Below are 26,646 nucleotides of genomic sequence, written 5' to 3'. Positions count from 1 at the left end.
CCATGCACAGCGTCTCGCACACCGCACCCGACGGCACCCGCGTCCGGCTGTTCAGCGACGGCGGTTTCGGCACCAGACTGCTCGCCGCGCTCGGCGGACCGACCGGCGGCGCCGAGCAGATCCTCGTGGGAGTCGCCGAGAACGGCGACCGGGGCGTGCTGGACTTCGTGGCGCACCAGGCGAAATCCCGCGATCTGCCGTGGCTCCCGCTCGTGCTGGACGGCGCGTCGCTGCGCTGCGGGCCGACCACCGGACGCGGCGGCGGCCCCTGCCCCGACTGCGTCGAGCGACGGCGGCGCCAGCACAGCCGGGAGGCAAGACTGGCCGCGCTCCTCCCTCCGCCCGGCGAAGCGGCGTTCCTACCCGAGCACGTCGACGTCGCGGCCGCGCTGGTGCACCGGGCCGTCCGCGAGTTCGTCCACTTCGGACAGTCGGATGCGGTCTATGCCGCCGACCTGGTGCACGGGTCCTTCGAACGGCACCGCGCGATCCCCGTGCACGCCTGCCCGCGCTGCGATCCGCCCCGGCCGGACGGCAGCACCTGGCGGTTTCTCGCGGCCGCGCTGCATTCGAACGCGGGAGCGGTCGGATGACCCGGTTCCGCCGCCGCCTCGGGCTGCGCACCGCGATCCGCGACGACGCTTTCCTGCTCGGCGGCGCGGTGCCGCCGGTCCTGCTGCGCGGAAAGGCCGCCACCACCGCGGTGCCAATGCTGCTCGGCGCGCTGGACGGCGTCCGTGACACGGCTGGGCTCGCCTCCGCGATCGGGAGGCCGGAACGGCAGGTCGACGCGATGCTGTCCCTCCTCCGCCGGCACGGCGCAGTCGAAATCGCCGGCCACGCCGCGGAATCGGGTTCCCCCGAGGCGGCGTTCTTCGCACTCGCGGCGGGGTATCTGGCCGATCCCCGGAGCGGAGACGCCTTGCGCGCGCGGGTCTCCCGGACGCCGGTCGAGATCGTCGGGACCGACCCGGTCACCGCTGTCCTGACCCCGCGCCGGGCCGAAGGCGCTCCCCTGTACGCCGGCAGCGACGTCGAGGGCCTGACCGAACGCTGGCGGGCCGGCGCGGCGGTGCTGCCGGTCCGGTCGGCCGGGAACGAACTCGTCATCGGCCCGGTTTCCCGGGCCGGGTCCGGTCTTTGCCCGCGGTGTCTCGCCGCGGGCACCGCCGAACCGGGCGCGCTGCCGCAAGCGCACCACGCGCTCGCGGCCGCGCTGCTCGCCGCGCGGCTGCCGATGCTCCTCGCCCGCGACCCCGGCCCGGACGCGCTGCATCTCGACCTCGAATCCGGGCGGACCCGGTCCGTGCCCCGGCGCCGCCGCCCCGGTTGCGCCGACCCGTGCGGGCCGGCCGCCCGGAACGCCTCCACCAGCCCGCTCGGCCAGGAGAAGACAGCATGACCCGCAACCTCGCTCCGGCGCCCGTCCTCGCCCGCCCGGAGGCCGTACTCGCACCGTGGACGCTCGCGCGCGTCGCCGGATTGCCCGCCGGCACCTGCGATCTGGTCGGCCCCGAGACGCCGGCCCTGCTCGACCGGCAGGAAGCGCTGACCGGCGTGCTCGCCGAACTCGGCGGGCCGGTCGCCGACGCCTGCTACGAACTCGTCCCGTCGCTCGACGACGCGCCCCCGTTGCGGCGGCTCGCACTAGCGGCCAAGCGCGCGGCGTTCAAGGGTTCCGCGCTGCCGAAGGACATCACCGAGCTGACTGCCCGGATGCCTGAGCCGGCAAGGGAAGCCGTCGACGAGTACCAGCGGACCGCAGCGGAACTGGCGCGCGTCCGGGACGAGCTCGCAAGCTCCGTCGCCGCCGACGGCGAGCGCGCACGCGCTGCCCTCGTCGCGCCGCTCGACTGGGATCCGTTCGTCCGGTCAGTGGCCCTCGCCGCACCGGAATGGGCCGAACACGGCCTCGGCAAAGCGCGTTCCGGCCGCCTCGACGCCCGCAACCTGCGCACGCTCTATTCGTACGTCACCCGCACCGCGCTCAAAACCAGCCCGTACTCGCGGCTGACCACGGTGGCCCTGCCCGGTGTCTCGACCACTGCGTCGCGCAGCTACGCCGGCGCGGCCGTCGCCTACACCGCACTGCACGCGGTGGCGCGCGAACACGGTCTGGCCCGTCTTCTGCGATACCGCGTCGCCCCGCGGGCCAACACCGCACAGGGCAGGTTCGTGGCACACGGTCAGGCCGAAGGACTCGGCGCCCTCCCGTGGATGTCGCTCTCGATCGCGCACGACGCCGCGGCACCCGCTTGGCTGGCGGACGCCGATGACGAGCGCGACTACGAGTTGCCGGAGCTGCTCGCGCTCCTCGGCGGCCGCGATCCGTGGGCGCGTTTCCTGCGCGCGCTCGACAGCGGCTGGGTGCATCCGGTCGCCTGCTGGCACGGCGGCGGCGATCCGCTCGACGGGCTGCTCGCCGCCGTCGAAGTGGCGGAGAACCGGCATCCGATGACCCGCGAAATCCGGCGGGTGCACCGCTCCGCCGCCGCGCTGGCCGGCTCTCCGGCGACCGAGCGGACGGCCGCGCTGGCGGCGGTCCGGCAAGCGCAGGCGAGCTGGCGCGCGATGAGCGGCCTCCGGCTCTGGACCTCCGATCTGGTCTACGAGGACGCCGCGACCGGGTTCGCCGTACCGGATCCGTTCGGCGCCGACGGCACCGACGGCACGCCGGACCTGGCCGCCTTCGCCGCGGAACTGCGGCCGCGGATGTTCCGCAGCCACCTGTACGACTTCCTGCTGACCGCGTTCGTCTCGAGGTTCGGCCGGGGCGGCCGGTGTGCCGACTTGTTCGGCTTTCTCGCCTCGCTCGCCGTCGAAGACCGTGCGGAACAGGCGATGGCAGCGGCGGCGGCGAAGGATCTGACGGACGGCGCCGACCGGGCTTGGCTGCCGGTCGGGAGCACCAGCGCTCCGCCGACCACGGGCGTCCTGTTCCAGCTCGCCGACACCGAACGCGGCCGGTATCTCGTGGTGAACCAGCTGTGCGACGGCGTCGGCGGCATGGTGAGCCGGTTCACCGGCGTGCTGGGCGATCGGCTGGCCGCCGCGCTGCGGGAGTGGTACGCCGCGCTGTGGCCGGGTGTCCCGCGCCATGAGTACGCGCCGAGCCGGGCCTGCACCACCGCCCAGCACGCGTCCGCCGGGCTGCTGCCCGCGCTGGCCGTGCCCGGCGACGGGATGCCCGGCCGGCCCGGCGACCTGCGGTTGCGCGACGTCGCGCTGGTCCATGACGCGGACCGCGACGTGCTGGAACTCCTCGACCCGGACGGCTGCCCGTTCGGGCTGGTCCCGGCCGGGCTCGTGCCGAGCCGGATGAGCAGCGGCGTGCAACGGCTGCTGACCGTGCTGGCCGACCCGTGGGTGCGGCCGCTGGGCTTCGGGGACAGCCTGCTGCCCTTCGACCTGCCCGTGCGCGAGGAAGTCGTGGCGCGGCCGCGCCGGACCATCGGACGCGTCGTCGTGGAGCGGGCGAGCTGGCTGTGCCCGGCGGGACAGTTCCCGCGGCCGGAGAAGGGCGACCGGGAAGCCGACACAGTGGCGCGCGCGGACCGCTGGCGGCGGGCGCACGGCATTCCGGCCGAGGTGTTCTGCCGTCCGGTCGAGGACTTCCGCGCGAAGCCGCTCTGGGCCGATCTCCGCAGCGCGGTCTCCCTGGCCGTGCTGGGGCGGGAACTTCCGGGCACCGGCCGGATCCGGGTGGTCGAAGCGCTGCCGGGCAAGGCCGGCCATCCCCTCCGGTCGCCGTCCGGCGACCGGCTGGCCTGCGAATACCTCGCGGGCCTTCGCTGGCCCCGACCGGAAGGAGCGGCATGACCGGCGCCGAATGGTGGTTCGCCCGGCTGTATCCCGGCACCCCGTCCGGAATGGACGCGGCGGTCGCCGGAGCAGGCGCCTGGGCCCGGCAGACCGCGCGCGACATCGACGCCGACTGCTGGTACTTCATCCGCTACGTGGATCCGACCGGCGTGCACGTCCGCCTGCGCCTGCGCGCGCACCCCGACGCGCTCGACGAACTGGCCGAACGCACCGGTCCGCTCCAGGAAATCGTCTCGTCCGCCGCCCCGTCCGCACCGCGCCTGCTGCCCGAAGCCGGGACGCTCGACCTCGCCGGCCCGGCAGGCATCCGCCTCGGCGTCTACGAACCCGAGGTCGACAAGTACGGCGCCGGCCATCTCCCGGACGCCGAACGCTGCTTCCAGGAATCCAGCGAACTGCTCCTCGACCTCGACGCCCCGGCGAGACCGGCGAACGGCGCGCGGACCGCGCTGGCCGTGCACCTCATGCGCCGCGCCGCGGCCGCCGCGCTCCCCGCCGGCGAGATCGGCGGCTTCTGGGCACATCACCGTTCCTACTGGGGAAACGCCCTGCGGGCGCTCCGGCTGTCGAAAGACACACTGCGTTCGCGAGTCGCCGCAATCACCCTCGAACTGGACCGCGCCGCCCCGCCCGCCGCGGAACTGGACCGGATCAGCGAGTGGAGCGCCGTCCTGGCCCGCCGGATCAGCGCTGCCGGACCGGCGCGACGGCAGCACCTGCTCTTCCACCACGTGCACATGACCTTGAACCGGCTCGGCTATCTGCCCGCGGAGGAGGCGTTGCTCGGGTTCGTGGCCCAGGCGGGCCGGTGACTCGGCAAGACGTCGCGCAGCGAATCCCTTGCTTCACAAGGATTCCCGGTTGCCCGGCTGGGTGGCGGACGCCGGACCGCAGCCGCATTTCACGTCCGTCGTCGACACAACCGCCGCGCGGCTCGCGGCGATTCCCCGCTACCGGATCGAACGGGTGACCAGTTCGTCGAAGTCGCGGTCCGGCAAGGTCCGGTTGAGCTCCAGCAGCTGCTCGGCGTGCAGGCCCACGGCGTAGCGGGTCCGCGGCGGATCGGCTTCCACCGCTTGGCGGACGGTCTGGGCGACGACAGCGGGATCGGTGCCGTCCGCGAGGCCGGTTCCGGACTGGCTCGCCATTTTCTCAGCCATTTCCCGGTAGGCGCCGCGGCCGGAGTACTCGCGCAACTGCGCGGCGGTCCGGTCTTCGAATTCGGTCTTGATGATGCCGGGCTGAACGATCACGACCTCGATGCCGAAGGGACGGACTTCCATGCGCAGAGTGTCGGAGTACGCCTCCAGCGCGTGCTTCGAGGCGTAGTACCAGGCGCCGAGCGGCAGGCTGATCACCCCGCCGATGGAGGAGACGTTGACGATGCGGCCCGACCTTCGCTCGCGCATGGCGGGCAGGACGAGCTGGACGAGCCTGGCCGGCGCGAACAGGTTGACCTGGAACTGGTCGCGGGCCGCGTCCAGCGGGACGTCTTCGGCCGCTCCGTGCAGCACTGTCCCGGCATTGTTGACCAAGACGTCGATCCGTCCCTGTTCCTCCAGGACCGTGCGGACCACGCGGTCGAGGTCGGACTCGCTGCGGGCGTCCATCGCCAGCGCGTGCCCGCCCGCCGCGCGCAGTTCGTCCATTTTGGACACCCGGCGCGCGGCTCCGTAGACGAGGTGGCCCGCGCGCCGCAGCTCCAGGGCGGCGGCGAGGCCGATTCCGGCGGAGGCTCCGGTGATCAAGCAGACTTTCGGCACGGTTCAGTCCTCCCAGGCGACGGGCAGCCGGTGCACGCCGTAGATGAGCATGTCGGTGCGTGTCGCGATCTCCCCGGCGGGAGCGGCGAGGCGCAGTGACGGGAATCTGGTCAGCAGGGCAGGCAGGGCGACCCGCAGCTGGACGCGGGCGAGCTGCTGGCCGAGGCATTGGTGGATGCCGTGGCCGAAGGCGACGTGCCCGCCGGCTTTGCGGCGCAGGTCGAGTTTCTCTGGCGAGGGAAAGCGTGCGGGGTCGTGGTTGGCCGCAGGCACCGAGACGGTCACCGACTCGCCCGCGGTGATCTGCTCGCCGGCGAGTTCCAGGTCTTCCAGCGCGGTGCGCACAGTGAACGGGATGATGCTGAGGTAGCGCAGCAGTTCTTCGACCGCGTTGTCGGCCAGCTGCGGGTCGCCGCGCAGGAGCGCGAGCTGATCGGGGTGTTCGAGCAGCGCGAAGACGCCCAGCGCGAGCATGTTGGTGGTGGTGTCCAGTCCGGCGCCGAGCAAGGTGAAGCCGATGTTGACCAGTTCGGGGTCGGTGAGATCGCTGCCGGTCAAGTCGCTGAGCAGATCGTCGGAAGGGGCTTTTCGCTTGGCAGCCACCAGCTCGCCGATAACGCCGTGCACCGCGGCGTAGGCCGCGCCGGTTTCTTCGGGAGTGTTGTCCAGCCGGAACAAGGCGAGCGCCTGCTGCTGGAACCGGTCCCGTTCGGAGTAGGGCACCCCGAGCAGTTCGCAGATCGTCTGCGCAGGCAGCGGCTGCGCCAAGGCGGCGACCACGTCGGCCGGGCCGCCCCGGGCGGCCATGGCGTCCAGGCACTCGTCCGCCACGGCCTGGATCCGCTCGGTCAGCCGCCGCATCCTGCGCACGGTGAACTGGCCGGCGAGCAGCCTCCGGTACCGGGTGTGCTCGGGTGCGTCCATGCTGCCGAACATCCCCGGCGGCGCCGGCTGATCGCTGCCGGGAGCGCCGGGAACCGGCAGGTGCCGCAATTCGGCTCGCGCGCTGAACCGGTGGTCGGCCAGCACTTCGCGGGCGAGCGCGTGTCCGGTGACCAGCCAGCCGGCGTGTCCGTCCGGGTAGTCCAACCGGCTCAGCGGACTCTTTTCGCGCAGTTCCGCCAGCCCTCGCGGTGGGTCGAACGGCAGGCCGGCCGGCCGCTCGGTCGGCAGTGTCCTGGTCATCGCCAGCTCCCTTCCGTGCACCTCTTGCGGGAAACGCTAGGGCGATGTTTTATTGATGGGCAAACGATGTATTCGCATATTCGCAGGTCAGCGCGGTATTATCGATGCATTGGCTTGCAGGTGAACGCATCGGTGCCGCAGAGTTCGGAGACGAGCAGATGCCATCCGGCAGGTTGACCTACCCGGAACGACAGCGCGTCGCGGCCGGGTTGGCGGACGGACTGAGCTACGCCGAGATCGGCCGCCGGCTGGGCCGGTCGAAGTCGACGGTGGTCCGCGAGGTCGCCCGCAATGGCGGGGCGCACGACTACCGCGCCGATCGAGCCGAGCGGGCCGCCCGGCATCGCGCACGCCGCCGCGCCCCCGTTGCGCCGGCTCCCCCGCCCCGGGCAGCGGCCGACCCGCGGACCCGGAGCGACTTCGAGGAGCGGTTCGCCCAGATGGCCGCCCAGACCGGGATGCCGTCGATGATGGCGCGGGTCCTGATCTGCCTGTTCACCGCCGAGTCGGGCAGCCGCACCGCGACCGAACTCGCCGCCCGGCTGCGCGTCAGCCCCGCGTCGGTCTCCAAAGCGGTGGCCTGGCTGGAAGAACGGGGAATGCTGCGCCGCCGGCGGGACGGCCGCCGCGAGCGCTACCTGATCGACGACGACGTGTGGCAGCGGGCATGGCTGGCCAGCATGGAAGGCATGGCCCAGTGGGCCGGCTTCACCCGGCAAGGCGCCGCGCTGTTCGGCGGGGACACGCTGGTCGGAGCCAGGCTCCTCGCCACCAGCCGCTGGCTGCAGCACATCCGCCAGGACATGATCGAAGCCGCCGAGCATTGGCGGCGGGCCTCGCGCTGAAGATCCCCTTGGCTTCGGGGCGAGCAGAGCGGCGCAGGGGATCCGCGTTCCTTCTTGCCTGAACGGCCCGGCTCGCGCGGCCGGGGCTCGCCGCCGCGGGTTTGCCCGCGAGGACCGAGCGGAACCAGGTCGCGACGGTTTCGGCGCGGGCAGGGCATCGCCGTCCAGTTCAGGCAGGTCCTCGCCACAGCCGGTTTCCGCCGCGGCCGCCCAGCCGCGTTCGGCCCGCTCCGGCGGAATCTCGTCGTTCCCTGGTCCGTCAGCGGGTTCGGCCGACGGCATCAACACCACGGCAGGTTCCCGGCTGGCCGGATCTTCCGCGCGTTCGGGCCAGCCGGGCGGGTAGCGCGGTTCGGATGTCCAGGAGCCAGTGTCGCGGTCGCTGGTGTTCTCCGGGCGGGGTTTCTCCGTGACGACAGGAAAAGTCGACCGCGCGGGCCTCGCAGCGGTGGTGGAACTTCGGACTGGCGTTGGCCGGGGTGACGCACGGGCCGGAGTCCGCAGTGTCGCGTTCAGCGGACCGTGAGCGAGGCCGTCCGCCGAGCCTGGACGCGGCAGGCGGACCGGCCCGGCCCGCCTGCCCGAACGCGGTGCGGCACAGCGAAAGAACATCCGCGGCACTGACCGCGGAGCCGGCCCGGCCTGGCGAGCACGCCTTCGGATCAGGCGTCGATCTCCTTGCGGGAAGCCCGCTCGCCGCCGATCTCGATCTTGCGGGGCTTAGCCCGTTCGGCGACCGGGATCCGCAGCGTCAGCACACCCGCGTCGTAGGCGGCGTTGATCTCGTTGGTGTCCAAGGAATCCCCGAGGAACAACTGCCGGGAGAACACGCCCAACGGCCGTTCGGACACCTGCATTTCGACCGCCTGGTCAGTCATGGCCGGCCGGCGCTCGGCCTTGACGGTCAGCACGTTGCGCTCGATGTTCACCTCGATCGCGTCCGGGTCGACGCCGGGCAGATCGAAGGCGATGACGAACTCGTCGCCGACGCGATAGGCGTCCAGCGGCATCGCCGCGGGCCGCGACCAAGTCCCCGCGACGGCGCCGAAGGCCTGCTGGGCCATCCGGTCGAACTCGCGGAACGGGTCAGTGCGCATCAACATGACGTTTCCTCCCTGGCATGTCAGCTCTGGTGTCGACGCACACCCCAGATTTATCATGTCATCGAAACGATGACAAGCGTCGATGTCACTGAAAGGACGACATGGTGGACGACGCGGCGGTGGGCTCCGCGCCGCCGGGGCATTCGGCCTGGTCCGCTGCGTGCTGGACCAGACCCGCGCGGGCACGGGAAGCCCCGGCGACCTCGTCGCGGCACTCGCCGCGCTGCGCCGGCTGAGGGAGGAACTGGCCGGCTGGGAACCCGAACTGATCGCCGCGGCCCGCGAGCAGCAGGTGAGCTGGGCCGCGCTCGCCCCGGCGCTCGGCGTCGCCAGCCGCTGGGCCGCCGAACTCCGCTACCTGCGCCTGCGGCCCTCCGGCACCGGCGAACGGACCGGTGAGGAACGGGTCCGCGCTCAGCGCGACAAACACGCCGGCGATCGGGCTGTCGCCGCTTGGCTCGCGACAACGCCGCGATCCTGCGCCGGCTGGCCGGGCAGGTCAGCGCGGTGCGCGGCCTGTCCCGGCACCACGTCGACCAGGTCAGCCAGGCCCTCGCCGCCGACGATCCGGCCGTCCTGCTGCCCCCCCCGCTGGCCGACCCGCACCCGCAGCTGGCGCACCTCCACCCCGGCTTGGCCGCCCAGGTCCGGTCGTGCACCGAGCAAGCAACGCAGATCCGCCGCACCAGCCACGCGACGCGGTCCGGCACGACAGCGGCAACGAAGCAATAGATCAGGCACCAGCCCCGCGGGACCGGTTGCGATCGCGAGGCGGGAGTGCTACATCAGAATTAGCACTCAAAGCCGTCGAGTGCTAACTCCGATCCAGTGCCCGCCGGAGGTCTGTGATGACCGCAGTAGTCCTGTTCGCCATGACCGTCCTCGGATGCGTGGTCGCGACCATGACCGCCGCGCGCCGCCACCACGTCTGAACCCGCCCGCCGCGAACGGAGGACCCGGAACCCATGGGGCTCGACAAAGTCTGGATACAGACGCTCAGCGACGGCCTCCTGCGCGCCGACCAGGTCGTCGGGCTGACGTCGCACGCCACGCCGTCCTTGCCGGGCAAAGCAGCGCGCTGGCTGCTGGACGCGACCGTCGCCGTCGCCGCCGGCAGCGGAGCGGCCGCGGGCGGCTGGGACGTCGGCATCCTGCACCGGACCCTCGCCCAGACCGCCGAAGAACCGACCGACGCGCCCGAAGCGCTCGCGCGCGTCCTCGCGCGGCTGGACCAGCCGGGCACCGCCGGGATCATCACCCCGTCGGCCACCCGGCACGGAGTCGAATTCTCCTTCTCGTCCTTCGCTGAGACCCCTGCCGAACCCGGTTCCGCCGCCGAGGCGACCGAGCGAACCGGCTGAACCGCACGGCCGGGCAGGCACGGGAATCCGGCTCCGGCACCTGCATCGCTGCCGCAAGACAAAGAACCGCCACCCGCCACCCAGGGACCCGGTGCGACGAAACGGCCGCGAGTCTCGCGGCCAACCGCACCTCTCGCCGCCATGGTCTCGCAGTCCGTGGTGGCCGCCAGCGTCGGCACGTCCGGCGGCGCTGGTATTTCGTGCCCGGCTCCCGTGGAATCGTCGAGACGAGGCTGCCTGGCTTCGCCTGCCGAGGAATACGTCGAACCCGCAAGCTGACGCGGCGCGCGGACCGAGCCGGACGCGCGAGCGTCGCCGACGATCTCCGTCTCCGGACCGCGCACAAGCGTTTCTTCGAGCACCAGCCGGAATTCGAGCCCTCGGCGAGTCGCTGAGGTTCGCCCGCGTCGGCGCAGGCGGCACTCCGCATCGGACGCGGACCCAGCCGTCCGCGAGGGTTCCAAGATCACCTCCGGTCCAGGCGCGGGCGGCCACGCGATATCGTGCCCCGTCGATGCCGAGAATCGGTGCCCGGAACCGTTGCGGCCGCTGGCGAGCCTCGCTGCCGCCCGCGGCGCTTCCGACGGGTCGATTTCCTCGCTCAGGAAGGGTGGTCATGGTCCGTTCGCGCACAGCTCTCGCAGCGATCACCGTCGGTGCGGCGCTCCTTCTCCCGCCGCCCGCGGCCGCGTCCGAGTCCTCCGGCGCGGAGCCAGCCTCGTTTTACGCGGACGTGCTCGATCTGCAAGGCGTGCCCGCGTCGGCGCTGCCCGGCTCGGCCGGCGGGGACGTCAGCGACATCAACGTATTCGCCGACCGCGGCGCGTGGCACGCCTACGCGCTGCCCAAGGTCGGCGACACCAAGTCCTACGGCGCGTTCACCGGACCGCTGTACCTGGCGCAGGAATACCCGTGGTGGCTGAGCTCCGGGTTCAGCCGGCTCAGCCTGAGCGAAGCCGGGCGCCCGATCGACCTCGCCGGCGCTCGCGACCCGGCCTTCAGCTCGCTGCCCGGCGCGCTGCGGCAGAGCTTCGAGGTCGACGGGCTGCGCGTCGTCATGGAACTGCGCTACGCCAGCAACCGCACCGCACTGGTCCAGGCCACCGTGGAGAACACCGGGCACCGGCGGCGGTCGGTCGACGCGGGCTGGAGCGGCACGCTGCTGCGGCCGGACACCGGACCCGAGCACGACGCGCCCCGGCTCTCCGCGACCGAGGACGGGGTCGCGGTCGGCTTCGCCGAAGTGCGCGAAAAGAACGACTACCTGACCGACGGCACCGAACGGTTCCAGGTCACGCACGCCGACCCGGTGACCACCACGGTCACCGGCGACACCTACACCACCACCCGCGACGCTCCCCTGCTGCTCGGCCCGCACGGCCGCCGAACGCTGACCTGGACCGAGTCCTACACGTTCACCCCCGCCGAGGCCGCCGCCGACGCACCGGCGGCGAGGCGCGCGCTGGCTCAGCCGTGGCGCACCGTCGCCGAGAACGACGCTCGCTGGCGCGGCTACGTCGCCGCGGCCACCCGCGGGGTGCCGCCGGACCGGCGCCGGCTCGCGGTGAAGGCGACCGAAACGCTGATCACCAACTGGCGCGGCCCGGCGGGCGCGTTGAAGCACGACGGCATCACCCCCGCGATCTCCAACAAGTGGTTCACCGGCCTGTGGGCGTGGGACACCTGGAAGCAGGCGGTCGGCACCGCCGTGTTCGACCCGGCGCTGGCGGAATCCCAGATCCGGTCCATGTTCGACTACCAGGTGACCGCGGCGTCTGCGACCCGGCCGCAGGACGCCGGGATGATCCCGGACGCCGTCTTCTACAACGACCCCGCCCGCGGCGGCGGCAACTGGAACGAACGCAATTCCAAGCCGCCGCTCGCCGCCTGGGCCGTCTGGTCGGTCTACCAGCGCAACGGCGACCTCGGGTTCCTGCGCGAGATGTACCCGAAACTGGCCGCCTACCACGCCTGGTGGTACCGGAACCGCGACCACGACCGCAACGGCCTCGCCGAATACGGCGCCACCGTCGATCCGGCCAACGCGACCGCCGAGGACAAGCGCCTGGCGGCGGCGTGGGAAAGCGGCATGGACAACGCGCCGCGTTTCGACGCCAAGCTCGGCGCCACCGTCGTGGACAACGCCTCGCCGTCTGGACAGGTCGTCGGTTCGTCGCTCGCCCAGGAGTCGGTGGATCTCAACTCCTACCTGGTGCTGGACAAGAAAACCCTCGCCCTGATCGCCGACCGGCTCGGCGACCACCGGGCCGCCCATGCCTACCGCGCCTCGGCGGCCAGCGTCGCGGCCGCCGTCCAGCGCACCATGTTCGACCCGGCCACCGGCTGGTTCTACGACACGGAACTGGGCACCGGGCGACGGCTTACCGCACGCGGCAAGGGAATCGAAGGCGTCCTCCCCCTGTGGGCCGGCGTCGCGACCCCCGACCAGGCGGCAGCCGCGCGGAAGAACCTCCTGTCCCCCAGCGAATTCGACAGCCGTCTGCCGTTCCCGACCACCGCGGCCAGCTCGCCGTACTACCAGCCGACCGGCTACTGGCGCGGCGCGGTCTGGCTGGACCACGCGTACTTCGCCTTGACGGGCCTGCAGCGCTACGGATACGGCCCCGACGCGGCAGCCCTCGCCGACCAGCTGCGCTCGAACGCGGCCGGCCTGCTGGGCAACGGACCGCTGATGGAAAACTACAACCCCGCCACCGGCGCGCCGATGAACTCACGCGGCTTCAGCTGGTCCGCGGCGATGCTGCTGGCACTCGACCACCCGCAGCGAGGCTGACGCCCGGGCGCTCCGTCGAACCAGGCGTCCAGCGGCCTCGCTGCGGGCCCGGCGCCGGACCGCTACTCACAGCGGAGCTCTCCCGCGAACTGAACGACGCCAACGCTGTGCTGAACCAAGCCCTCCTCGCCAGGCGGGATCCGCAACCAGCCCCGGCTGCGAAACGTTCCGCTGCAACCCTCGAACCGGCCTGTCGCCTCCACGACGGCGTACTCCACCTCCAGCGTCGACGGCTCGCCGGGAGCACCCGCACTCAGGGCGGCTCGATCATGCGTGCGCAGCCTGGAACCGTCGCTGTCGAGGAACTGGTGAAACATGGTGTAGGCAATACGTCCGTCGCCGAGTTCCTCCACCTCGCTCGTCTGCTCGCCGTACGCGGCGCCGTTCACAGTGCCGGTCACGGCACCGATCCCGGTCGTCTTCGTCAGCGTGAAGAGCGTGGCCGAGCCCGTCATGCTCAGGCGGTCGCCGCCCTGATCGGTCATGGCTTTCCTTCCGTTGTGCCGAGTTTCCGGTCGGTTCAGGATCGGCCCGGCCCCCTGGATCGGGCGAAAAAATTTGCCGAAACCGCAAATCTCGTTTCCATGACGCTTCGCTGCTGCCAAGCAAGGCGGCCGGAGATCGCGCAGCGGCGCGACGGTTGGCACCGGCTCGGCATAACCGCGGCGGGACCAGGCCGCGGGATGGCCGCCCAGGATCACCGCCGATCGGGCGGCCGTCGGCGTTGCCCTCGCCAAAGGTTCGCAGGAGGCAAGCGTCGTGCTGTTCAGGGGAGGCTGGGCGGATTTCCTTTACTGGACGGCCCGGTCGGCAACGAGGCACCCGGGTGGCGCGATCCGCTCGACGGCGCGAAGTCCGCCCAGCTTCTGGACCGGCTCACCCAACTGTTCGCCTGACTGCCCGCCGACCCGGCTGAATGCTCTTCACCAGCCGCGAGGACCGCGCTCACACCGGAAGCAGCATCGGACGTTTCGCGGTGCGCCCGTCGCCGGAGGACCGGCCCAGCAGCCGTCGCATCAGCCAGGGGCCGAGGAATTCGGCGAGCCAGCGGAGTTCCGTGCTCGCTGTCCGCCAGGCCGGACGGCGGTCGGCGGGCGGCAGTGGGGCGCTCCAGCTGTCGTCGCTCCCGGGGAGGCCGAGGCTGTGCGCGACGGCGGCCGCGATCCGGGCGTGCCCGATCGGGTTGGCGTGCAAGCGATCCGCGCACCACAGCCGCGGGTCGCTGGCTACTTCGTGGCGGTCGCAGTCGACGACTGTCACCCCGTATCGGGTTGCCGCGGAACGAATTCGGCGGTTGAGGTCCGCGACTCGCGGACGCAACGGGGCCGCGATCGGGGCGATTCTCGCGATATCGGGGAAGGCGAGCGTGACCACGTCGGCACCGGCGGCGGTGAGGGCGGCGAACATGGCCGTCAAGTGCTCCTCCACCGCGTCGGCGGCGTAGCCGGGGCGGAGCAGGTCGTTCATTCCGGCGACGACGGTGGCCAGCGTCGGGCGCAAAGCCAGCGCCGGGGCGAGTTGTTCGGCACGCACTTGTCCCGCGAGGCGTCCGCGGACGGCGAGGTTGGCGTACTCCACCGGTTCGCCGGCGGCGGCGAGATGATCGGCGAACCGGTCCGCCCAGCCTCGGTAGCCCGTGGCCTCGTCGCCGTCGCCGATGCCCTCGGTCTGGCTGTCGCCCAAGGCCACGTAACGGATCGTCACGCACCGGCCTCCTGCTTGATCTGCTCGAACCGGGCGGCCATCGCTTCGCTCAGCGCGGTCGCCGCGGAGAGCGGGCGCACCATGACCACGAAGTCGTCGATCAGCCCGTTTTCGTTGGTGTGCAGGAAATCGCAGCCGTTGATCTCCTTGTCCCCGACCTTCGCGGTGAACACCAGGGCGTGGTCGCGGCCGTCCGCGCTGGAGATCTCCCGGACATAGCGGAAGTCGGCAAAGACGCCGCTCACGGCGCGCAGGATCGCCGAGGTGATCGGCTTGCCGGGATACGGCCGGTACGCGACCGGGCTGGTGAACGTCACGTCATCGGCGAGCAGGGCCTCGACAGCCGTGTGGTCGCCGCTTTCGACGGCCTTGCGGAACGGGTGCACGCTGCCTCCATAGTAACTTTTTTGATTAGGTGCGGAAGAGATTAATCACCTGGCTGCTACCGTGTCCAGGTGTCCTTGAAATTCGCGATCCTCGCGGCCCTGCTGGAGGGCGAGTTCTCCGGCTACGACCTGGCCAAGTCGTTCGACGCGTCGGTCGCCAACTTCTGGCAGACCACCCCGCAGCAGCTCTACCGCGAACTCGAACGGCTCTCGGCGGACGGCATGATCGCCGCGCGCGTCGTCGAGCAGGAACGCCGGCCCACCAAGCGGATGTTCCGCCTCACTCCCGCCGGACGGCAGGCTCTGCGCGAGTTCACCGCGACGCCGGTCCAGCCCACCACGATCCGGGACGACCTCCTGGTCAAGGTGCAGGGAAGCGACGCGGGCGACGCCGAAGCGGTGATCGCCGCCGTCGAGGAACGCACGGAGTGGAGCCGGGCCAAGCTCGCCCGCTTCGAGCGGCTGCGCGAGCGCATGCTGGACGGCCGCTCGGAAAACGACTATCTGCGCGAGAACGACCGCATCGGGCCATATCTGACATTGCTGCGCGGCATCTCGTTCGAGCAGGAGAACGTGCGGTGGGGCGAGCAGACCGCGCGGATTCTCCGGCAGCGAGCCAAATCGGATGCTTCCCGGCCTGCCTAGCACAGTGCTTCGCTCCTGGCCGCGCCATTGACGGCTAGACTCGCCCGATGGCTGCTTCGACGGTCGGTCTGTTGCACCCAGGCCGGATGGGCTCGGCTATCGCACGGCAGTTGCTCGCAGGCGGGCACCGGGTGTTGTGGTGCCCGGCCGGACGGTCGGCGGGAACAGCGCGACGAGCCGCGGAGACCGGGCTGACCGCCGCGGAGAGCCTCCCCCGCCTCCTCGAACAGAGCGCGGTCGTGTTCTCGATCTGCCCTCCCGCCGCGGCCGAGGAGGTCGCCGAGCACGTCGGGGACTACCGAGGGGTTTACGTCGAGGCGAACGCCATCAGTCCACATCGGACGGTCGCGATCGCCGAGCGGCTCCGCGCGACCGTGGTGGACGGATCGATCATCGGGCCTCCCCCGGACGAGCGCTCGCCCGCGCGCGTCTACCTGTCCGGCCCGGACGACGCAGTCGAACTGGTACGGGGACTGCTGGCCGGCAGCCGGGCTGAACCGGTGCCGCTGGGCGGACGGATCGGCGCGGCGAGCGCAGTGAAAATGGCCTACGGCTCGTTCCAGAAGGCCTCGCGCGCGCTGGCCGCGGTCAGCCATGCGATCGCCGACGACTACGGCGTCGGCGAGCACCTCCTCCGGGAAGCGAACGCCTTCGGCGGCAACGCATTGGCGGACACCGACGGGCTGCCGTCCGCGGCCGCGCGCGCCTGGCGATGGGCGCCGGAAATGCTGGAGGTCGCCGAAACCGCGCGGGCGCTCGGCCTGCCGGACGCCCTCGCCGCCGGCGCGGCCGAGGTGATGTCCCGCTGGGCCGACGACAAGGACGACTTCGACCTCGACCTTCCGGCCACGCTGCGCCGCCTGCACCGCGGGCAGCGGGTCGTGCCGCGACCGTCCCCCCGCGACTGACCGGGGACGACGCTGCCCCTCGGCGCACGTCGTCGCCGGACCGCCGTTCGGCGAGCGCGGCCTGTCCCAGTGACCGCAGCCACTCGACGCGCTCCTTGCCAGACCCCAGTTGATCTGTTGTGCTTAGCCTAACCTAAGCACCGAACCGGCAAAGGGGTGTCCTCGGCGATGTACGCATGTGTCTGCGCGGCTGTGCCGACGCCGCAGGTCGAGGCCGCCGTGCTGGCCGGAGCCCGCAGCGTCGAGGAGATCGGCGAGCGCTGCGCCGCCGGGACCGGCTGCGGAACCTGTCACGAACGGCTGAACCGGATCCTTCTCGAGCACGCCGAACCGCAGGACCTCGCGCACACCGCCTGAGCCGCGGGCCCCGCTCCGGTTGTGAGGCGGATCACCCGTGGGTAGCATCCGGTCCGGTCGAGGCCGGAGGTGCGGACCATGCAAGGCGACGACGAGGTTCTCGCGCTGCTCAACGAGCAGCTGACCAGCGAGCTGACCGCGATCAACCAGTACTTCCTGCACGCGCGCATGCAGGCCGACTGGGGATTCACGAAACTCGCCGCGAAAACGCGCGCCGAGTCGATCGAGGAAATGCACCACGCCGAATGGCTGACCGACCGCATCCTCCTTCTCGGCGGCCTCCCGAACTACCAGCGGCTCCTGCCGATCAACGTCGGCCAGACGATCCCCGAGCAATTCTCCTCGGACCTCGCCATCGAAATCGACGTCCTCGACCGGCTCCGGCCCGGCATCCCGATGTGCCGCGCCCACGGCGACGCGGGCAGCGCGAATCTGCTCGAGAAAATCCTCCTCGACGAGGAACACCACGTCGATTACCTGGAAACGCAGCTGGAGCTGATCGACAAACTGGGCGAGCAGCTGTACCTGGCGCAACTCGTGGACCAGCCGCCCACCGCGGGCTGACCTCCGCCCCGAGTAACGAAACACCGCGGCACGGCGACTCATCACCATAATCCGGCACTGTCGAACCCCGGAGGACGCCATGTCCGACGACGACCGCAAAGAGACCACGCCGCCGATCCCGGTCGTGCCGCCGTCCCCGTCGGCGGAATTCGCGTACCCGACCATCGGGACCGAGAAAGTCCTCGACGGAGGCATCAACCCCGACCCCGAGGAAGACCGCGACGAATGACGACCGGGTCCGGACCGGCGGGCAGCGAGAAGAAATCCGGGCCCGTCATCGCGAGCCTGATCGACAAAGAGATCGACAACGCCCGCGCGAACGCGAGTTCTTTGCAAGTCCGGGGACTCGCGGTGATCAGCTCTTCCGGAACGCTGGTCACGCTGCTTTTCGGGCTCTCCGCGCTGTCGACGAAAGCGCAGAATTTCGTTCTCCCGGACGCGGTAAAGCCTCCGTTGTACCTGGCGGCCGCCTTCCTGGTGCTCGCCGCGGCGGCGGGGATCTTCACGAACGCTCCCCGGAGAAGCGACGCGATCGCGCTGAAAAACCTCACGCCGTTGATCGCCGAGGACGTCTACTGGAACGCGCCGTCGATCTACGCGGAACGGGAAGTGGCCAAAACCCGGCTCACCGTTCTGCAGAACTCGCGGGCGATCAACATCAGCACCGCGCGGACGTTGCTCGTCGCGATCCTTCTCGAGATCGCCGGAGTCGCGTGCGTCACCTGGGCCGTCACGAGCCTGGTCTCGGCCTGAGCCCCGCGGCCGGAAACTGTCGGTGCCGCGTGCGAAGCTGGCGGCGTGGAAGTGCACTTCGACGCCGAACTGTGGATCTGGGACGCCCGGCGAACCGACACCTGGACCTTCGTCAGCCTGCCCGGCGACGTCTCGGAAGAAATCCGCGAACTGGGCGGGCCGCGCCGCGCGTTCGGGTCGAGGCGGGTGCAGGTCCGGGTCGGCGCCACCACCTGGCGGACGTCGATCTTCCCGGACAGCACGCGCGGCTACGTGCTGCCGGTCAAACGCGCGGTGCGCAACGCCGAGAACCTCGATCCCGGCGATGTCGCCCGGGTGACCGTCACGGTCCTCGACCTTTGACGTCGGCGATGCCGGTCGCGCCGGAGCGGCGGGAGAGATCGGCCGGGCAAGGGTTTCGCGTGACCGGACCCGCGCGCGCCACGTCCGTTCGGCCCGCGGCTCGACGCTGAAGCCGCACACGGTGTCAACGACAGCCCGTGCGTGAAGTGCGCCTACTCCAGACCCGCGCTGTTTCGGATCTTGATCGCGAGCAGGGTGCCCTTGGCGAGGGCGTACAGCTGGTCCGTCCCGGCGCCGCGCAGCGCCCAGATTCTCCGTGCCACGCTGGTGCGCTTGGCGATCCGCCCGTCGGAAGCCAGGTGAAACAGCGTCCCGGAAGCGCTGGCGACCAGGAAACCGTCCGCTGTCGGGACGACCTCGCCGACCAGCCGCTCCCCGACGTCGACGCGCCACTTCAGGGCTCCCCCAGCTAGGTTCACCACGGTGTATCCGCCGCGGCGTTCGACCAGCCACAGCGATCCTCCGGCAGGATCCGGCGCCGCGGCCGCGAGGTCGGTATCGGCGCGGAAGAACTCGCGGGCGGTGTCGGCTGACAGGTCGATTTCAGCCAGTGCGCGCGGCCCACAGGGCAGCAGGAAACGGCCGGGGCCGACCGCCGAGATGACCGATCCGGCGTCGTTGTCCGCGAGCGGTTGCGGCAGCCGCCATGCGGACAGTTCCCGTCCGTGGTGCCGGTCGAGCAAGCGGACCCGGGTATCCCCCGGTTCGCCGAGGAGGAAGCCCTCCCCGGCGGGCACCGGCAGCACGGTGTGGCTTTCGGTTTCCCAACACAGCTGTCCCGTCGCGAGATCGAACGCGCGCAGCGGCGTGTATCCGCGCCAGCCGCCGACCAGCACCACGTTCGCTGCAACGACCAGATGTCCGGGGACAGCGGGAACGTCCGCGGACCAGATCGGCTGCCCGGTCGCGAGGTCCAAACAGGACAGTCGAGGGCGGTCCTGCGGGAGCACCAGGCAGCGGCCCCCGGCGACGACCACCGCGCGCGGCCACGTGCCGACCGGAACATCCCATCGCACCGAACCGTCCGCCGGGTCGAGGCTCACCAGCCTGGTGCCGCGCTCGTGAACGACGACATGATCGCGCGTCACCGCGAGGCCCGAGGCGACGCCGCGTTGGTGCAGCGGCCGCTCCCACCCGATGTCGATCACCGCGCCAGACCACCACGATCGTCTGGTCTCGGGCAACCGCATTCCTCGCACCGCGAGGCCAGTCATCGGACGAGCAGCGCGGCTCACCGTGCGCACACCGGGGTTGCGCGGTTACCGTCCGGTCATGCAGTCAGGTGTGCAAGTCACCGCCCGAGGGCTCGGCGTGCGCGGGCCCCAGGGACCGGTGTTCGAGAACGTCGATCTGGACGTGCCCGCGGGCGCGATCCTCGTCGTGCACGGCGCGGCCGGGACCGGGCGGACCTGCCTGCTGCTCGCACTCGCGGGACGGATGCGGCTCAACTCGGGCGCGGTGCGCGTCGGGGCGCACCTGCTGCCCGACGACCACCGGGAAGTCCGCCGCACGGTGGCGGTGGCCTCGGCGGGGCCGGCGCTCGAGCTGGAGCCCCGGCTGCGCGTCGACGAGCTGATCGCCGAACGCACCTGGCTCGCGCCCGGCGTGACGACCGCCGCCGTGCGGGACGCGCTCGACGTCGTCGGGCTCGACGTTCCGGGGAAGGCGACGGCGGAGGAACTCGGCACGGCCAAGGCCGTCCGGCTGGCGCTGGCGCTGTCCCTCGCCGAACGGCCGGGCGCGATCGTGCTCGACGATCTCGACCGGGAGTGCACCCCGGACCAGCGGCGGGAGGTCTGGGCGGCGGCCGGGAGGGTCGCCGCGAGCGGCGTCACCCTGCTCGCCAGCTCCGCCGGTCCCGCGCCCGCGGGCCTGGACACGTTCCCGCTCGCCCTGCCGGCGCTCAGCACCGACCGGCTGCCCGGCGACCCGGCACCGGAGGAAGCCCGATGAAGGCGGTACGGCTCGCGATCCTCGAACTCCGGCGGTTCCGGGGCAGCCCGCTGCGCCGCCTCGTCCCCGTGGTCCTGTGCCTGGTTCCGCTGCTCTACGGCGCGATGTACCTGTGGGCGAACTGGGACCCGTACGGCAAGCTGAACAGCATCCCGGTCGCCGTCGTCAACGAGGACCGTCCGGCGCAAGGGCCGCAGGGCGAGCCGATCGACGCCGGCGCCCAGCTCGTCCAGCAGCTCAAGGCCGCGGGCACCTTCGACTGGCATTTCGTCGACAGCGGCGAAGCGCGGGACGGGCTGACCGACGGCCGCTACTACTTCACGATCACCGTCCCGCCGGACTTCAGCGGCAAACTGGCCACGGCCGCGAACACCCGCCCCGAGCAGGCCGGGATCCGCATCGAGCTCAACGACGCCAACAACTACGTGGTCGGCATCATGACCGAGGTGGTGCAGCCGGAGCTGCAGGACCAGATCAACGCCGCCGCCCACGCGGCGTACGTCCGCAGCATCTACGGCGAGCTGTCCGACGTCCGGGACAAGCTCACCACCGCTTCCGACGGCGCACATCGGCTAGTCGACGCCACCACGGTCGGGCAGCAGGCGGCCGACGCCCTCACCTCGGGCACCGGCACGCTGCGCCAGGGCACCGCGCAGATCTCCAGCGGCGCGGACCGCGTCTCCCAGGCCGTGCACACCCTCGGCGGCCAGGCCCGGAAGCTCGGCCAGGTCGTGTCCGACCAGCTGCCGGGCGCCGCGGCCACCCTGAGCGGGGTCACCGGCGTGACGGCGCGGGGCCTCGCCGCCGCGCACACCGGCACCGCGCAGATCAGCCAGTACACCCAACGCGGAACCGCGGACCTCACGCAGCTCGCCGACACCTTCCCGCAGCTGCGGGACAGTCCGGCGTACCAGCGCGCGCTCGCGGACGCCCACCAGCTCACCGACGCGGCCGCGCGAGTGGACGGGGACACTGCGGCGGCCGATCACACCGCACAACAAGCGTTCCGGCAGGCACAGGCCCTGCAGGCGAACGTCGGCGCCGCACAGCAGAACATCAACGCGGTCAGCGGGTCCACTGTGCTGCTCGACAACGGCGCGCAAGACATCAGCGCCGGCACGCGCACGCTCACCGCCGGGATGACCACGCTGAACAAGGGCGCGACCACCGCGCAGACCGCCGCCGACCAGGCGCACAGCGGCGCGGCCGACCTCTCCGGCGTCATCGACGACAGCCTCAAGCGCATCCCGCAGACCAACCCCGCCCAGATCGCCCACGCGGCCGAGGTGCTGGGCAACCCGGTGCACGTCGACCGGCAGAACCTCAACCCGGCCGGGGTGTACGGACGTGGTTTCGCGCCGTTCTTCTTCGGGATCGCGCTGTGGGTCTTCGGCCTCTTCGCCTATCTGCTCCTGCGCCCGCTGAACAAACGCGCACTCGCCTCCCGGGTGTCCGCGGCCACCGTCGCCGTCGCCGGCTGGCTCCCCGGGGCCATGCTCGGCTGCGCCGGGGCGCTGGTCCTGTACGCCGTCGTGGACTTCGGGCTCGGGCTCGATCCGCTCCACCCGGTGCTGACCGTGCTCCTGCTGCTCGTCGGCGCGGCCTCGTTCGTCGCGATCGACCACTTCCTGCGCACCGCGCTCGGCGCCCCCGGCGACGTGCTGTCGCTGGTCCTGCTCATCCTCCAGCTGACGTCGTCCGGCGGCCTGTACCCGATGCCGACGACCCCGGGGTTCTTCCAGTTCCTCAATCCCCTGCTGCCGATGACCTACCTCGTCGACGGCCTGCGCGTCACCGTCTCCGGCGGCCTGGGCACCCACCTCGTCCGGGACTTCGCGGTCCTGGCCGGCTTCGCGGTCGTGGCGCTCGTGGGCACCAGCCTCGCCGCGAACCGGCAGCGGAGATGGACCGTCGCCCGGCTGCATCCCGAAATCGAACTCTGAGCTTGGTGTTCAACCTGGTGGCGGCGTGCGGTGACCCCGGCGGTGCGGTGCGCCGACGGGTCCGTCACCAGCCTGGCCGGGCTGTCCCTGACGGCAGTGGGCCTTGCGGAATCTTGTTGCCGCGCAACCACATAAGTTAAACAACAAGCGGAGAGGGTGTTGCGGGACCTGGGCGGCTAATCGTTGCTGTCTTTCTGTCAGGCGGCGGACTGCTTCGGTGTCGATCGGGCCGCGGGGCGCGACGCAATAGTGCGGCCCGTAACCGAAAGCGAGGTGCTTGTCGGGAGCACGGCGGAGGTCGAAGCGGTGCGGATCGGCGAAGACGGTTTCGTCCCGGTTCGCTGAACTGTGTTCCGCCCACTCCGAACGGTGGGCGGCATGGCTGCGCGGCAACGGAATCCCTCCGGCTGCCTGGGCCGCCCGGCGCGGGAACCGGCCCCGGTCCCGCGCGTGCCGCAACCGAATCCCGGACGAGCCGCCGACCTGATCGAAGAGAAGCTACCCCGCGAACCGGTAACCCACCCCGCGAACCGTCTCGATCAGCTCGGCACACCGCAGCTTCCGCCGCAACTGCCGGACCACCACCTCCAGCACGTTCGACTCCGGATCCGCCATCCGGTCCCACGCGTGCTCGATCAGCTCCTTCCGCGGCACCGGCGCACCGCCCGCCGCCATCAATCGTTCTAGGACCAGGAATTCCTTCGGGGCCAAGGTGAGCAGTACGCCCGCGCGGCGCACTTCGCGCGTGCCCGCGTCGAGTTCCACGTCGCCGCGGCGCAGGACGGCCGGGCGGGCCTGCGGTCCGGGGCTCAGCCGGCACAGGCTGCGCACCCGCGCGACCAGTTCGGCCATCTCGAACGGTTTGACGAGGTAGTCGCCGCCGAGGCGCAAGCCCTCGACCCGGTCGGCGGTGCTGTCGCGCGCGGTCAGGAACAGCACCGGCACCAGCCAGCCGGACTGGCGGCGGTACTGCACGTAGCCGAGGGAATCGCCGGCGGGCAGCATCCGGTCGAAGACCACGCAGTCGTAGGCGTTGACGAAAAGCGCTTCGTCGGCGGCCGGCAGATCCGCCACCGCGTCCACGGCGAATCCGGCGCCGCGCAGCGAAACGTCCAGCGCTGTCCGCAGATTGTCATCGTCTTCGACCACCAGCACCCGCACGAAGCCCAGGTTAGCGGGCCACCGCCGCCTCGACGTCGGCGATGCTCAGGCTCCGCAGCTCCTCGCGCGTCGGCACCCGGCCGAGCAGCCGCAACCGCTGGGACTGCGACTTCCGCACGCCCTCGAACAACCGCCGCGCGTCGCGGGCGTTGCCGAAGTTCTCGTCGCCGGAGATCCGCGCGAAATGCTCCGCGAGCACCGGTTCCGCGGCCCCGTCGAGGGCGTAGTCCTGGCCGGCCGCCATCCGGCCGATGATGTCGAGCAGCTCGCCGGGCGTGTAGTTCTCGAATTCGATCGTCTTGCCGAACCGCGACGCCAGCCCGGGGTTCGCCGCCAGGAACCCGGCCATCTCCTTCGTGTACCCGGCCGCGATCACGGCCACCTCGTCCCGGTGGTCCTCCATCAGCTTGACCAGCGTGTCGATCGCCTCCTGGCCGAAGTCGCCGCCCGCCGAGCCCGCCCGCGACAGCGTGTAGGCCTCGTCGATGAACAGCACCCCGCCCCTCGCCTCTTCGAAGATCGTCGCGGTCTTCTCCGCGGTGTGCCCGATGTACTGGCCCACGAGATCGCGCCGCGACACCTCCCGGAACTGGCCGTGCGGCAGCACCCCCAGCGCTCGCAGCAGCCGCCCGTACAGCCGGGCCACCGTCGTTTTCCCGGTGCCGGGCGCGCCGGCGAAGATCAGGTGGTGGCTCGCGCCGCCGACCGGAAGGCCCGCGTTCCGCCGCCACTCGTTGACCTGCAGTTCGTCCACCAGCGAGCGCACTTCCGCCTTCACCCGCGGGAGCCCGACCATCGTGTCGAGTTCGGCCAGCAGCTCGTCCGGGGCCCCGGAACCGGCCGGCCCCCTCGCCTCGACCACGGCCGGATTCGCGCCTTCCGCCAGGCGAATGCCCGGCTCGGCGGTGTTGTCCACCCGGCACTCCTCGATCGTGCCGCCGCATCCGGCCGCGAACGCGATGCCCACGCCGCGCGAATCCCGGACAGTGCACTTCCGGAGCACCGGCGCGCTGTGCTGCGCCACGGCGATCCCGTCCGAACCGGTCCGCGAGACGGCGCAGTTTTCCAGCACCGGGCGGCTGTATTGGTAGACATAGACCCCGCGCAGCCCGCAGCCGGACACGGTGCAGCCGCGCAGCACCGGCGCGGCGCCCATCCCAATCACGATGCCGTCGCCGGTCACTTCCTCGACGACAGTGTCCGCCAGGCTTCCCGGGCTGCCTTCGATCAGCACGCCCTGTTCGACCGCCTTGAGCGAGCAACCGGTCAGCTCGAACGCCGCCGTCCCCTCGATCCGCACCGCGGGCCCGCGCCCGCCGGTGATCGAGCAGTCGCGCACGACCAGCTCCGCGTTCTCCGCGGACAACCCGGCCGCCTCCCCGGCGTGCAGCTCGATCCCGCGCAGCGTCAGGGATCCGCCGGTCACGCGCAGCACCGGATGCTCCGACCCGCTGCCGTCCACGATCACCTGCGCCCCGGATTCCGCCGCCAGCGTCACGTGCAGACCGGACAGCTCGAGCACCTCGCGGTACCGGCCCTCGGCGACGGCGATCACCGCGTGGTCCGGGGCGGCGGCGAGCGCTTCGCCGATCGTCGGGTACGCGCCGGGCCGGTCTGCGACGAGGAGCCGGCGTGCGTTCGGCGTCGTCATCAGCCCGCCTCGGCCATCAGCCAGCCCCGCCCGGCCGCCTTCGCCCCGGCCTGGAACCGGCTGCGCGCGCCGAGCCGGTTCATGATGTCCGCGACCATCCGCCGGACGGTGCGCACCGAGATGTCCAGCCGGGCCGCGGCGGATTCGTCGGTGCTGCCAGAACACAGCAGCGTCAGCAGATCGCGTTCGCGGCGGGTGAGCCCGGCAGCGCCGTCCCGGTCGTCCAGGCCGGTCGGGATCAGCGGCACGGCGTCGGGCCAGATCCGGTCGAACAGCCCGGCCGTCGCGGCGACGACGCCGGGCAGCCGGAAGACCGCGGCGGACGAACCCGTCCGCTCGTCCGGCAGCACCGCCGCCGCACGGTCGACGACCAGCGCGTCCATCGGCACGCCGGCCTCGGTCCGCACGTCCGCCCCGGCAATCGCCAGACCGCCGAGCGCGCCGGACAGCCGCGCCGAATCGGGGCACAGCACGCGGTAACGCACGCCGGGCCGCAGCGTCGCCTGGCCCAGCCGGCGCACCGCGTCCGCCGGTCCCGGCCCGGCGGTGCTGCACATGATCAGCACCTCGCTCGTCGCGGACGCCAGCAGCCCGTCGATCCCGGCCGGCCGCGGCGCGGAACCGCCGCCCGCGACCAGGCTGAGCTTCGCGCCGGTGCCCGGCTGCCGGGCCTGCAGCACTTTCCGTTGCGCGGCAACGAGTTCCGGCCCCGGTTCCAGTCCGAGTTCGCGGGCCAGCAGCTTCCGCGCGTGCTCGAACGCGGCCAGCGCCTCGGCCGGGCGGCCGGCTCGCTGCAGCGCGAGAACGAGCCGCACCCATCCGCTTTCGCGGAGCGGGTCGCGGTCGGCGACCTCGCGCAGCAGCGTGATCGCGTCCGCCGCGCGGTCCGCCGCGAGATACGCCTCGGCGAGCAGGCAGCGGATCTCCGCGCGCCGCTCCTCCCATTTCGCCGCGGCCGCCCGCGCGCCGTCGAACTCGAGGCCCTCGAACGGCTCTCCCCGCCAGTGCCCCAGCGCCGCCGACAGCCGCTCGGCCGCGGTCTCGTACTCCGCGTCGGCCAGCGCGGCACGGCCGGACTCCGCCAGCGTTTCGACCAGTTCGGTGTCCAGCTCGCCCGGCAGCACCTTGATCCGGTATCCGCCCGGCCGGCTCTCCAGCCGCTCCCCCACGCTCTGCCGCAGCTGCCACACGTAGCTGCGCAGGTTGCGCAGCGCCGAGGCAGGCGCGGCCTGTTCCTGCCAGATTCCGCCGATCAGCTGATCGACTCGGACCCAGGCGTTAGCGTGCAGGAGCAACAACGCCAGGAGCGCGCCCGGCTTCGTCGCCCTCAGCTCGATGCGGGTGCCGCTCGACGGGCGCGCCTCGAGCGGACCGAGTAGTTGAAACTGCATGCGCTAACTTTCCAT

The 26,646-nt window shown here is 71.7% G+C and carries 28 protein-coding genes; 17 read left to right on the top strand and 11 right to left on the bottom strand.

Features of this window, described 5'->3' with window-relative positions; all coding sequences use genetic code 11:
- Positions 1-2: 2 nt before the first annotated feature.
- From F9C11_RS26670 to F9C11_RS26655, 4 genes are read left to right on the top strand one after another with little or no spacing between them, the layout of a single operon-like run.
- On the top strand, positions 3-593 hold the full coding sequence (locus F9C11_RS26670) for a TOMM precursor leader peptide-binding protein (RefSeq protein ID WP_409180099.1): 591 nt from the start codon (positions 3-5) through the stop codon (positions 591-593).
- A complete protein-coding gene (locus tag F9C11_RS26665) occupies positions 590-1,402 on the top strand; it encodes a hypothetical protein (protein WP_409180098.1) in 813 nt (270 codons plus the stop codon). Before F9C11_RS26670 ends, F9C11_RS26665 begins: the two co-directional genes overlap by 4 nt.
- Positions 1,399-3,819 (top strand): lantibiotic dehydratase, encoded by a 2,421-nt coding sequence (locus F9C11_RS26660; RefSeq protein ID WP_409180097.1) that lies wholly within the window; start codon positions 1,399-1,401, stop codon positions 3,817-3,819. The genes F9C11_RS26665 and F9C11_RS26660 overlap by 4 nt, the downstream gene beginning before the upstream one ends.
- Positions 3,816-4,634 carry a lantibiotic dehydratase C-terminal domain-containing protein gene (locus F9C11_RS26655; RefSeq protein ID WP_409180096.1) on the top strand — a complete coding sequence of 273 codons (819 nt, stop codon included), beginning with the start codon at positions 3,816-3,818 and terminating at the stop codon, positions 4,632-4,634. Before F9C11_RS26660 ends, F9C11_RS26655 begins: the two co-directional genes overlap by 4 nt.
- A gap of 138 nt (positions 4,635-4,772) precedes the next feature.
- On the opposite strand, the gene F9C11_RS26650 is transcribed toward F9C11_RS26655, so the two are convergent.
- Together F9C11_RS26650 and F9C11_RS26645 are read right to left on the bottom strand one after the other, a co-directional pair.
- Entirely contained in the window at positions 4,773-5,585 is an 813-nt protein-coding gene (locus F9C11_RS26650) for an oxidoreductase (RefSeq protein ID WP_409180095.1), read from the bottom strand.
- A gap of 3 nt (positions 5,586-5,588) precedes the next feature.
- Positions 5,589-6,770: a cytochrome P450 gene (locus F9C11_RS26645; RefSeq protein WP_409180094.1), complete on the bottom strand. Its 1,182-nt coding sequence runs from the start codon at positions 6,768-6,770 to the stop codon at positions 5,589-5,591.
- A 158-nt stretch (positions 6,771-6,928) separates the two neighbouring features.
- Here F9C11_RS26645 and F9C11_RS26640 point away from each other — a divergent pair, with 158 nt between their 5' ends.
- Positions 6,929-7,615, top strand: coding sequence for a helix-turn-helix domain-containing protein (locus tag F9C11_RS26640; RefSeq protein ID WP_409180093.1), 687 nt, complete (start codon positions 6,929-6,931; stop codon positions 7,613-7,615).
- A 662-nt stretch (positions 7,616-8,277) separates the two neighbouring features.
- On the opposite strand, the gene F9C11_RS26635 is transcribed toward F9C11_RS26640, so the two are convergent.
- Both F9C11_RS26635 and F9C11_RS26630 read right to left on the bottom strand, forming a co-directional pair.
- Positions 8,278-8,718, bottom strand: a complete 441-nt coding sequence (locus F9C11_RS26635) for an Hsp20/alpha crystallin family protein (protein WP_409180092.1) — start codon at positions 8,716-8,718, stop codon at positions 8,278-8,280.
- Positions 8,719-8,803: 85 nt separating this feature from the next.
- Positions 8,804-9,148 carry a hypothetical protein gene (locus tag F9C11_RS26630; protein WP_409180091.1) on the bottom strand — a complete coding sequence of 115 codons (345 nt, stop codon included), beginning with the start codon at positions 9,146-9,148 and terminating at the stop codon, positions 8,804-8,806.
- 23 nt (positions 9,149-9,171) lie between these two features.
- On the opposite strand from F9C11_RS26630, the gene F9C11_RS26625 reads away from it, so the two are divergent.
- From F9C11_RS26625 to F9C11_RS26615, 3 genes are all read left to right on the top strand, one after another.
- The gene (locus F9C11_RS26625) at positions 9,172-9,450 is read left to right on the top strand and encodes a hypothetical protein (RefSeq protein WP_409180090.1); all 279 of its coding nucleotides are present in this window, start codon (positions 9,172-9,174) and stop codon (positions 9,448-9,450) included.
- A 233-nt stretch (positions 9,451-9,683) separates the two neighbouring features.
- Positions 9,684-10,079, top strand: coding sequence for a hypothetical protein (locus F9C11_RS26620; protein WP_409180089.1), 396 nt, complete (start codon positions 9,684-9,686; stop codon positions 10,077-10,079).
- 616 nt (positions 10,080-10,695) lie between these two features.
- Complete coding sequence (locus tag F9C11_RS26615; RefSeq protein WP_409180088.1) at positions 10,696-12,873, top strand: MGH1-like glycoside hydrolase domain-containing protein; 2,178 nt, start codon at positions 10,696-10,698, stop codon at positions 12,871-12,873.
- Positions 12,874-12,935: 62 nt separating this feature from the next.
- Here the strand turns inward: F9C11_RS26615 and F9C11_RS26610 are convergent, their stop codons facing one another.
- The 3 genes from F9C11_RS26610 to F9C11_RS26600 all read right to left on the bottom strand — a co-directional run bounded on the left by F9C11_RS26610 (position 12,936) and on the right by F9C11_RS26600 (position 14,963).
- Positions 12,936-13,358, bottom strand: coding sequence for a hypothetical protein (locus F9C11_RS26610; RefSeq protein WP_409180087.1), 423 nt, complete (start codon positions 13,356-13,358; stop codon positions 12,936-12,938).
- Positions 13,359-13,818: 460 nt separating this feature from the next.
- Positions 13,819-14,577, bottom strand: coding sequence for an SGNH/GDSL hydrolase family protein (locus F9C11_RS26605; RefSeq protein WP_409180086.1), 759 nt, complete (start codon positions 14,575-14,577; stop codon positions 13,819-13,821).
- Positions 14,574-14,963 (bottom strand): nuclear transport factor 2 family protein, encoded by a 390-nt coding sequence (locus F9C11_RS26600; protein ID WP_409180085.1) that lies wholly within the window; start codon positions 14,961-14,963, stop codon positions 14,574-14,576. The genes F9C11_RS26605 and F9C11_RS26600 overlap by 4 nt, the downstream gene beginning before the upstream one ends.
- Before the next feature lie 69 nt (positions 14,964-15,032).
- Here F9C11_RS26600 and F9C11_RS26595 point away from each other — a divergent pair, with 69 nt between their 5' ends.
- From F9C11_RS26595 to F9C11_RS26565, 7 genes are all read left to right on the top strand, one after another.
- Positions 15,033-15,608, top strand: a complete 576-nt coding sequence (locus tag F9C11_RS26595) for a PadR family transcriptional regulator (RefSeq protein WP_409180084.1) — start codon at positions 15,033-15,035, stop codon at positions 15,606-15,608.
- A gap of 47 nt (positions 15,609-15,655) precedes the next feature.
- Positions 15,656-16,516, top strand: coding sequence for a DUF1932 domain-containing protein (locus F9C11_RS26590; protein WP_409180083.1), 861 nt, complete (start codon positions 15,656-15,658; stop codon positions 16,514-16,516).
- Positions 16,517-16,684: 168 nt separating this feature from the next.
- On the top strand, positions 16,685-16,873 hold the full coding sequence (locus F9C11_RS26585; RefSeq protein ID WP_409180082.1) for a bacterioferritin-associated ferredoxin: 189 nt from the start codon (positions 16,685-16,687) through the stop codon (positions 16,871-16,873).
- A gap of 78 nt (positions 16,874-16,951) precedes the next feature.
- Complete coding sequence (bfr, locus tag F9C11_RS26580; RefSeq protein WP_409180081.1) at positions 16,952-17,437, top strand: bacterioferritin; 486 nt, start codon at positions 16,952-16,954, stop codon at positions 17,435-17,437.
- A 79-nt stretch (positions 17,438-17,516) separates the two neighbouring features.
- The gene (locus F9C11_RS26575) at positions 17,517-17,666 is read left to right on the top strand and encodes a hypothetical protein (RefSeq protein ID WP_409180080.1); all 150 of its coding nucleotides are present in this window, start codon (positions 17,517-17,519) and stop codon (positions 17,664-17,666) included.
- On the top strand, positions 17,663-18,190 hold the full coding sequence (locus tag F9C11_RS26570; RefSeq protein ID WP_409180079.1) for a hypothetical protein: 528 nt from the start codon (positions 17,663-17,665) through the stop codon (positions 18,188-18,190). The genes F9C11_RS26575 and F9C11_RS26570 overlap by 4 nt, the downstream gene beginning before the upstream one ends.
- A gap of 45 nt (positions 18,191-18,235) precedes the next feature.
- On the top strand, positions 18,236-18,532 hold the full coding sequence (locus F9C11_RS26565) for a DUF1905 domain-containing protein (RefSeq protein WP_409180078.1): 297 nt from the start codon (positions 18,236-18,238) through the stop codon (positions 18,530-18,532).
- A 152-nt stretch (positions 18,533-18,684) separates the two neighbouring features.
- Here the strand turns inward: F9C11_RS26565 and F9C11_RS26560 are convergent, their stop codons facing one another.
- Positions 18,685-19,722, bottom strand: coding sequence for a PQQ-binding-like beta-propeller repeat protein (locus tag F9C11_RS26560; protein WP_409180077.1), 1,038 nt, complete (start codon positions 19,720-19,722; stop codon positions 18,685-18,687).
- An 82-nt stretch (positions 19,723-19,804) separates the two neighbouring features.
- Here F9C11_RS26560 and F9C11_RS26555 point away from each other — a divergent pair, with 82 nt between their 5' ends.
- Together F9C11_RS26555 and F9C11_RS26550 are read left to right on the top strand one after the other, a co-directional pair.
- Positions 19,805-20,485: an ATP-binding cassette domain-containing protein gene (locus F9C11_RS26555; RefSeq protein ID WP_409180076.1), complete on the top strand. Its 681-nt coding sequence runs from the start codon at positions 19,805-19,807 to the stop codon at positions 20,483-20,485.
- Positions 20,482-22,428 carry a YhgE/Pip family protein gene (locus F9C11_RS26550; RefSeq protein ID WP_409180075.1) on the top strand — a complete coding sequence of 649 codons (1,947 nt, stop codon included), beginning with the start codon at positions 20,482-20,484 and terminating at the stop codon, positions 22,426-22,428. Before F9C11_RS26555 ends, F9C11_RS26550 begins: the two co-directional genes overlap by 4 nt.
- A 498-nt stretch (positions 22,429-22,926) precedes the next feature.
- Here F9C11_RS26550 and F9C11_RS26545 read toward each other — a convergent pair whose 3' ends face one another.
- Genes F9C11_RS26545 through F9C11_RS26535 form a run of 3 tightly spaced genes read right to left on the bottom strand, consistent with a single transcriptional unit; the run spans position 22,927 to position 26,631 of the window.
- Complete coding sequence (locus tag F9C11_RS26545; RefSeq protein ID WP_409180074.1) at positions 22,927-23,589, bottom strand: response regulator transcription factor; 663 nt, start codon at positions 23,587-23,589, stop codon at positions 22,927-22,929.
- A gap of 10 nt (positions 23,590-23,599) precedes the next feature.
- Positions 23,600-25,240, bottom strand: a complete 1,641-nt coding sequence (locus tag F9C11_RS26540) for a right-handed parallel beta-helix repeat-containing protein (protein ID WP_409180073.1) — start codon at positions 25,238-25,240, stop codon at positions 23,600-23,602.
- Positions 25,240-26,631 (bottom strand): BTAD domain-containing putative transcriptional regulator, encoded by a 1,392-nt coding sequence (locus tag F9C11_RS26535; RefSeq protein WP_409180072.1) that lies wholly within the window; start codon positions 26,629-26,631, stop codon positions 25,240-25,242. Before F9C11_RS26535 ends, F9C11_RS26540 begins: the two co-directional genes overlap by 1 nt.
- Between the last annotated feature and the right edge of the window lie 15 nt (positions 26,632-26,646).

It is taken from the genome of Amycolatopsis sp. VS8301801F10, assembly GCF_046195355.1.
Lineage (GTDB): Bacteria > Actinomycetota > Actinomycetes > Mycobacteriales > Pseudonocardiaceae > Amycolatopsis.
Note: the sequence above shows the minus strand (reverse complement) of the source record. Positions and strands in the feature narration are given on the sequence as shown.

Coding starts and splice junctions, on each gene's coding strand:
- F9C11_RS26660 (WP_409180097.1), top strand. CDS start 1,399: ATGACCCGCAACCTCGCTCCGGCGCCCGTCCTCGCCCGCCCGGAGGCC.
- F9C11_RS26590 (WP_409180083.1), top strand. CDS start 15,656: ATGGCTGCTTCGACGGTCGGTCTGTTGCACCCAGGCCGGATGGGCTCG.
- F9C11_RS26535 (WP_409180072.1), bottom strand. CDS start 26,631: ATGCAGTTTCAACTACTCGGTCCGCTCGAGGCGCGCCCGTCGAGCGGC.
- F9C11_RS26610 (WP_409180087.1), bottom strand. CDS start 13,358: ATGACCGATCAGGGCGGCGACCGCCTGAGCATGACGGGCTCGGCCACG.
- bfr (WP_409180081.1), top strand. CDS start 16,952: ATGCAAGGCGACGACGAGGTTCTCGCGCTGCTCAACGAGCAGCTGACC.
- F9C11_RS26655 (WP_409180096.1), top strand. CDS start 3,816: ATGACCGGCGCCGAATGGTGGTTCGCCCGGCTGTATCCCGGCACCCCG.
- F9C11_RS26585 (WP_409180082.1), top strand. CDS start 16,685: ATGTACGCATGTGTCTGCGCGGCTGTGCCGACGCCGCAGGTCGAGGCC.
- F9C11_RS26575 (WP_409180080.1), top strand. CDS start 17,517: ATGTCCGACGACGACCGCAAAGAGACCACGCCGCCGATCCCGGTCGTG.
- F9C11_RS26620 (WP_409180089.1), top strand. CDS start 9,684: ATGGGGCTCGACAAAGTCTGGATACAGACGCTCAGCGACGGCCTCCTG.
- F9C11_RS26645 (WP_409180094.1), bottom strand. CDS start 6,770: ATGACCAGGACACTGCCGACCGAGCGGCCGGCCGGCCTGCCGTTCGAC.
- F9C11_RS26550 (WP_409180075.1), top strand. CDS start 20,482: ATGAAGGCGGTACGGCTCGCGATCCTCGAACTCCGGCGGTTCCGGGGC.
- F9C11_RS26670 (WP_409180099.1), top strand. CDS start 3: ATGCACAGCGTCTCGCACACCGCACCCGACGGCACCCGCGTCCGGCTG.
- F9C11_RS26560 (WP_409180077.1), bottom strand. CDS start 19,722: ATGCGGTTGCCCGAGACCAGACGATCGTGGTGGTCTGGCGCGGTGATC.
- F9C11_RS26665 (WP_409180098.1), top strand. CDS start 590: ATGACCCGGTTCCGCCGCCGCCTCGGGCTGCGCACCGCGATCCGCGAC.
- F9C11_RS26555 (WP_409180076.1), top strand. CDS start 19,805: ATGCAGTCAGGTGTGCAAGTCACCGCCCGAGGGCTCGGCGTGCGCGGG.
- F9C11_RS26570 (WP_409180079.1), top strand. CDS start 17,663: ATGACGACCGGGTCCGGACCGGCGGGCAGCGAGAAGAAATCCGGGCCC.
- F9C11_RS26615 (WP_409180088.1), top strand. CDS start 10,696: ATGGTCCGTTCGCGCACAGCTCTCGCAGCGATCACCGTCGGTGCGGCG.
- F9C11_RS26640 (WP_409180093.1), top strand. CDS start 6,929: ATGCCATCCGGCAGGTTGACCTACCCGGAACGACAGCGCGTCGCGGCC.
- F9C11_RS26540 (WP_409180073.1), bottom strand. CDS start 25,240: ATGACGACGCCGAACGCACGCCGGCTCCTCGTCGCAGACCGGCCCGGC.
- F9C11_RS26635 (WP_409180092.1), bottom strand. CDS start 8,718: ATGTTGATGCGCACTGACCCGTTCCGCGAGTTCGACCGGATGGCCCAG.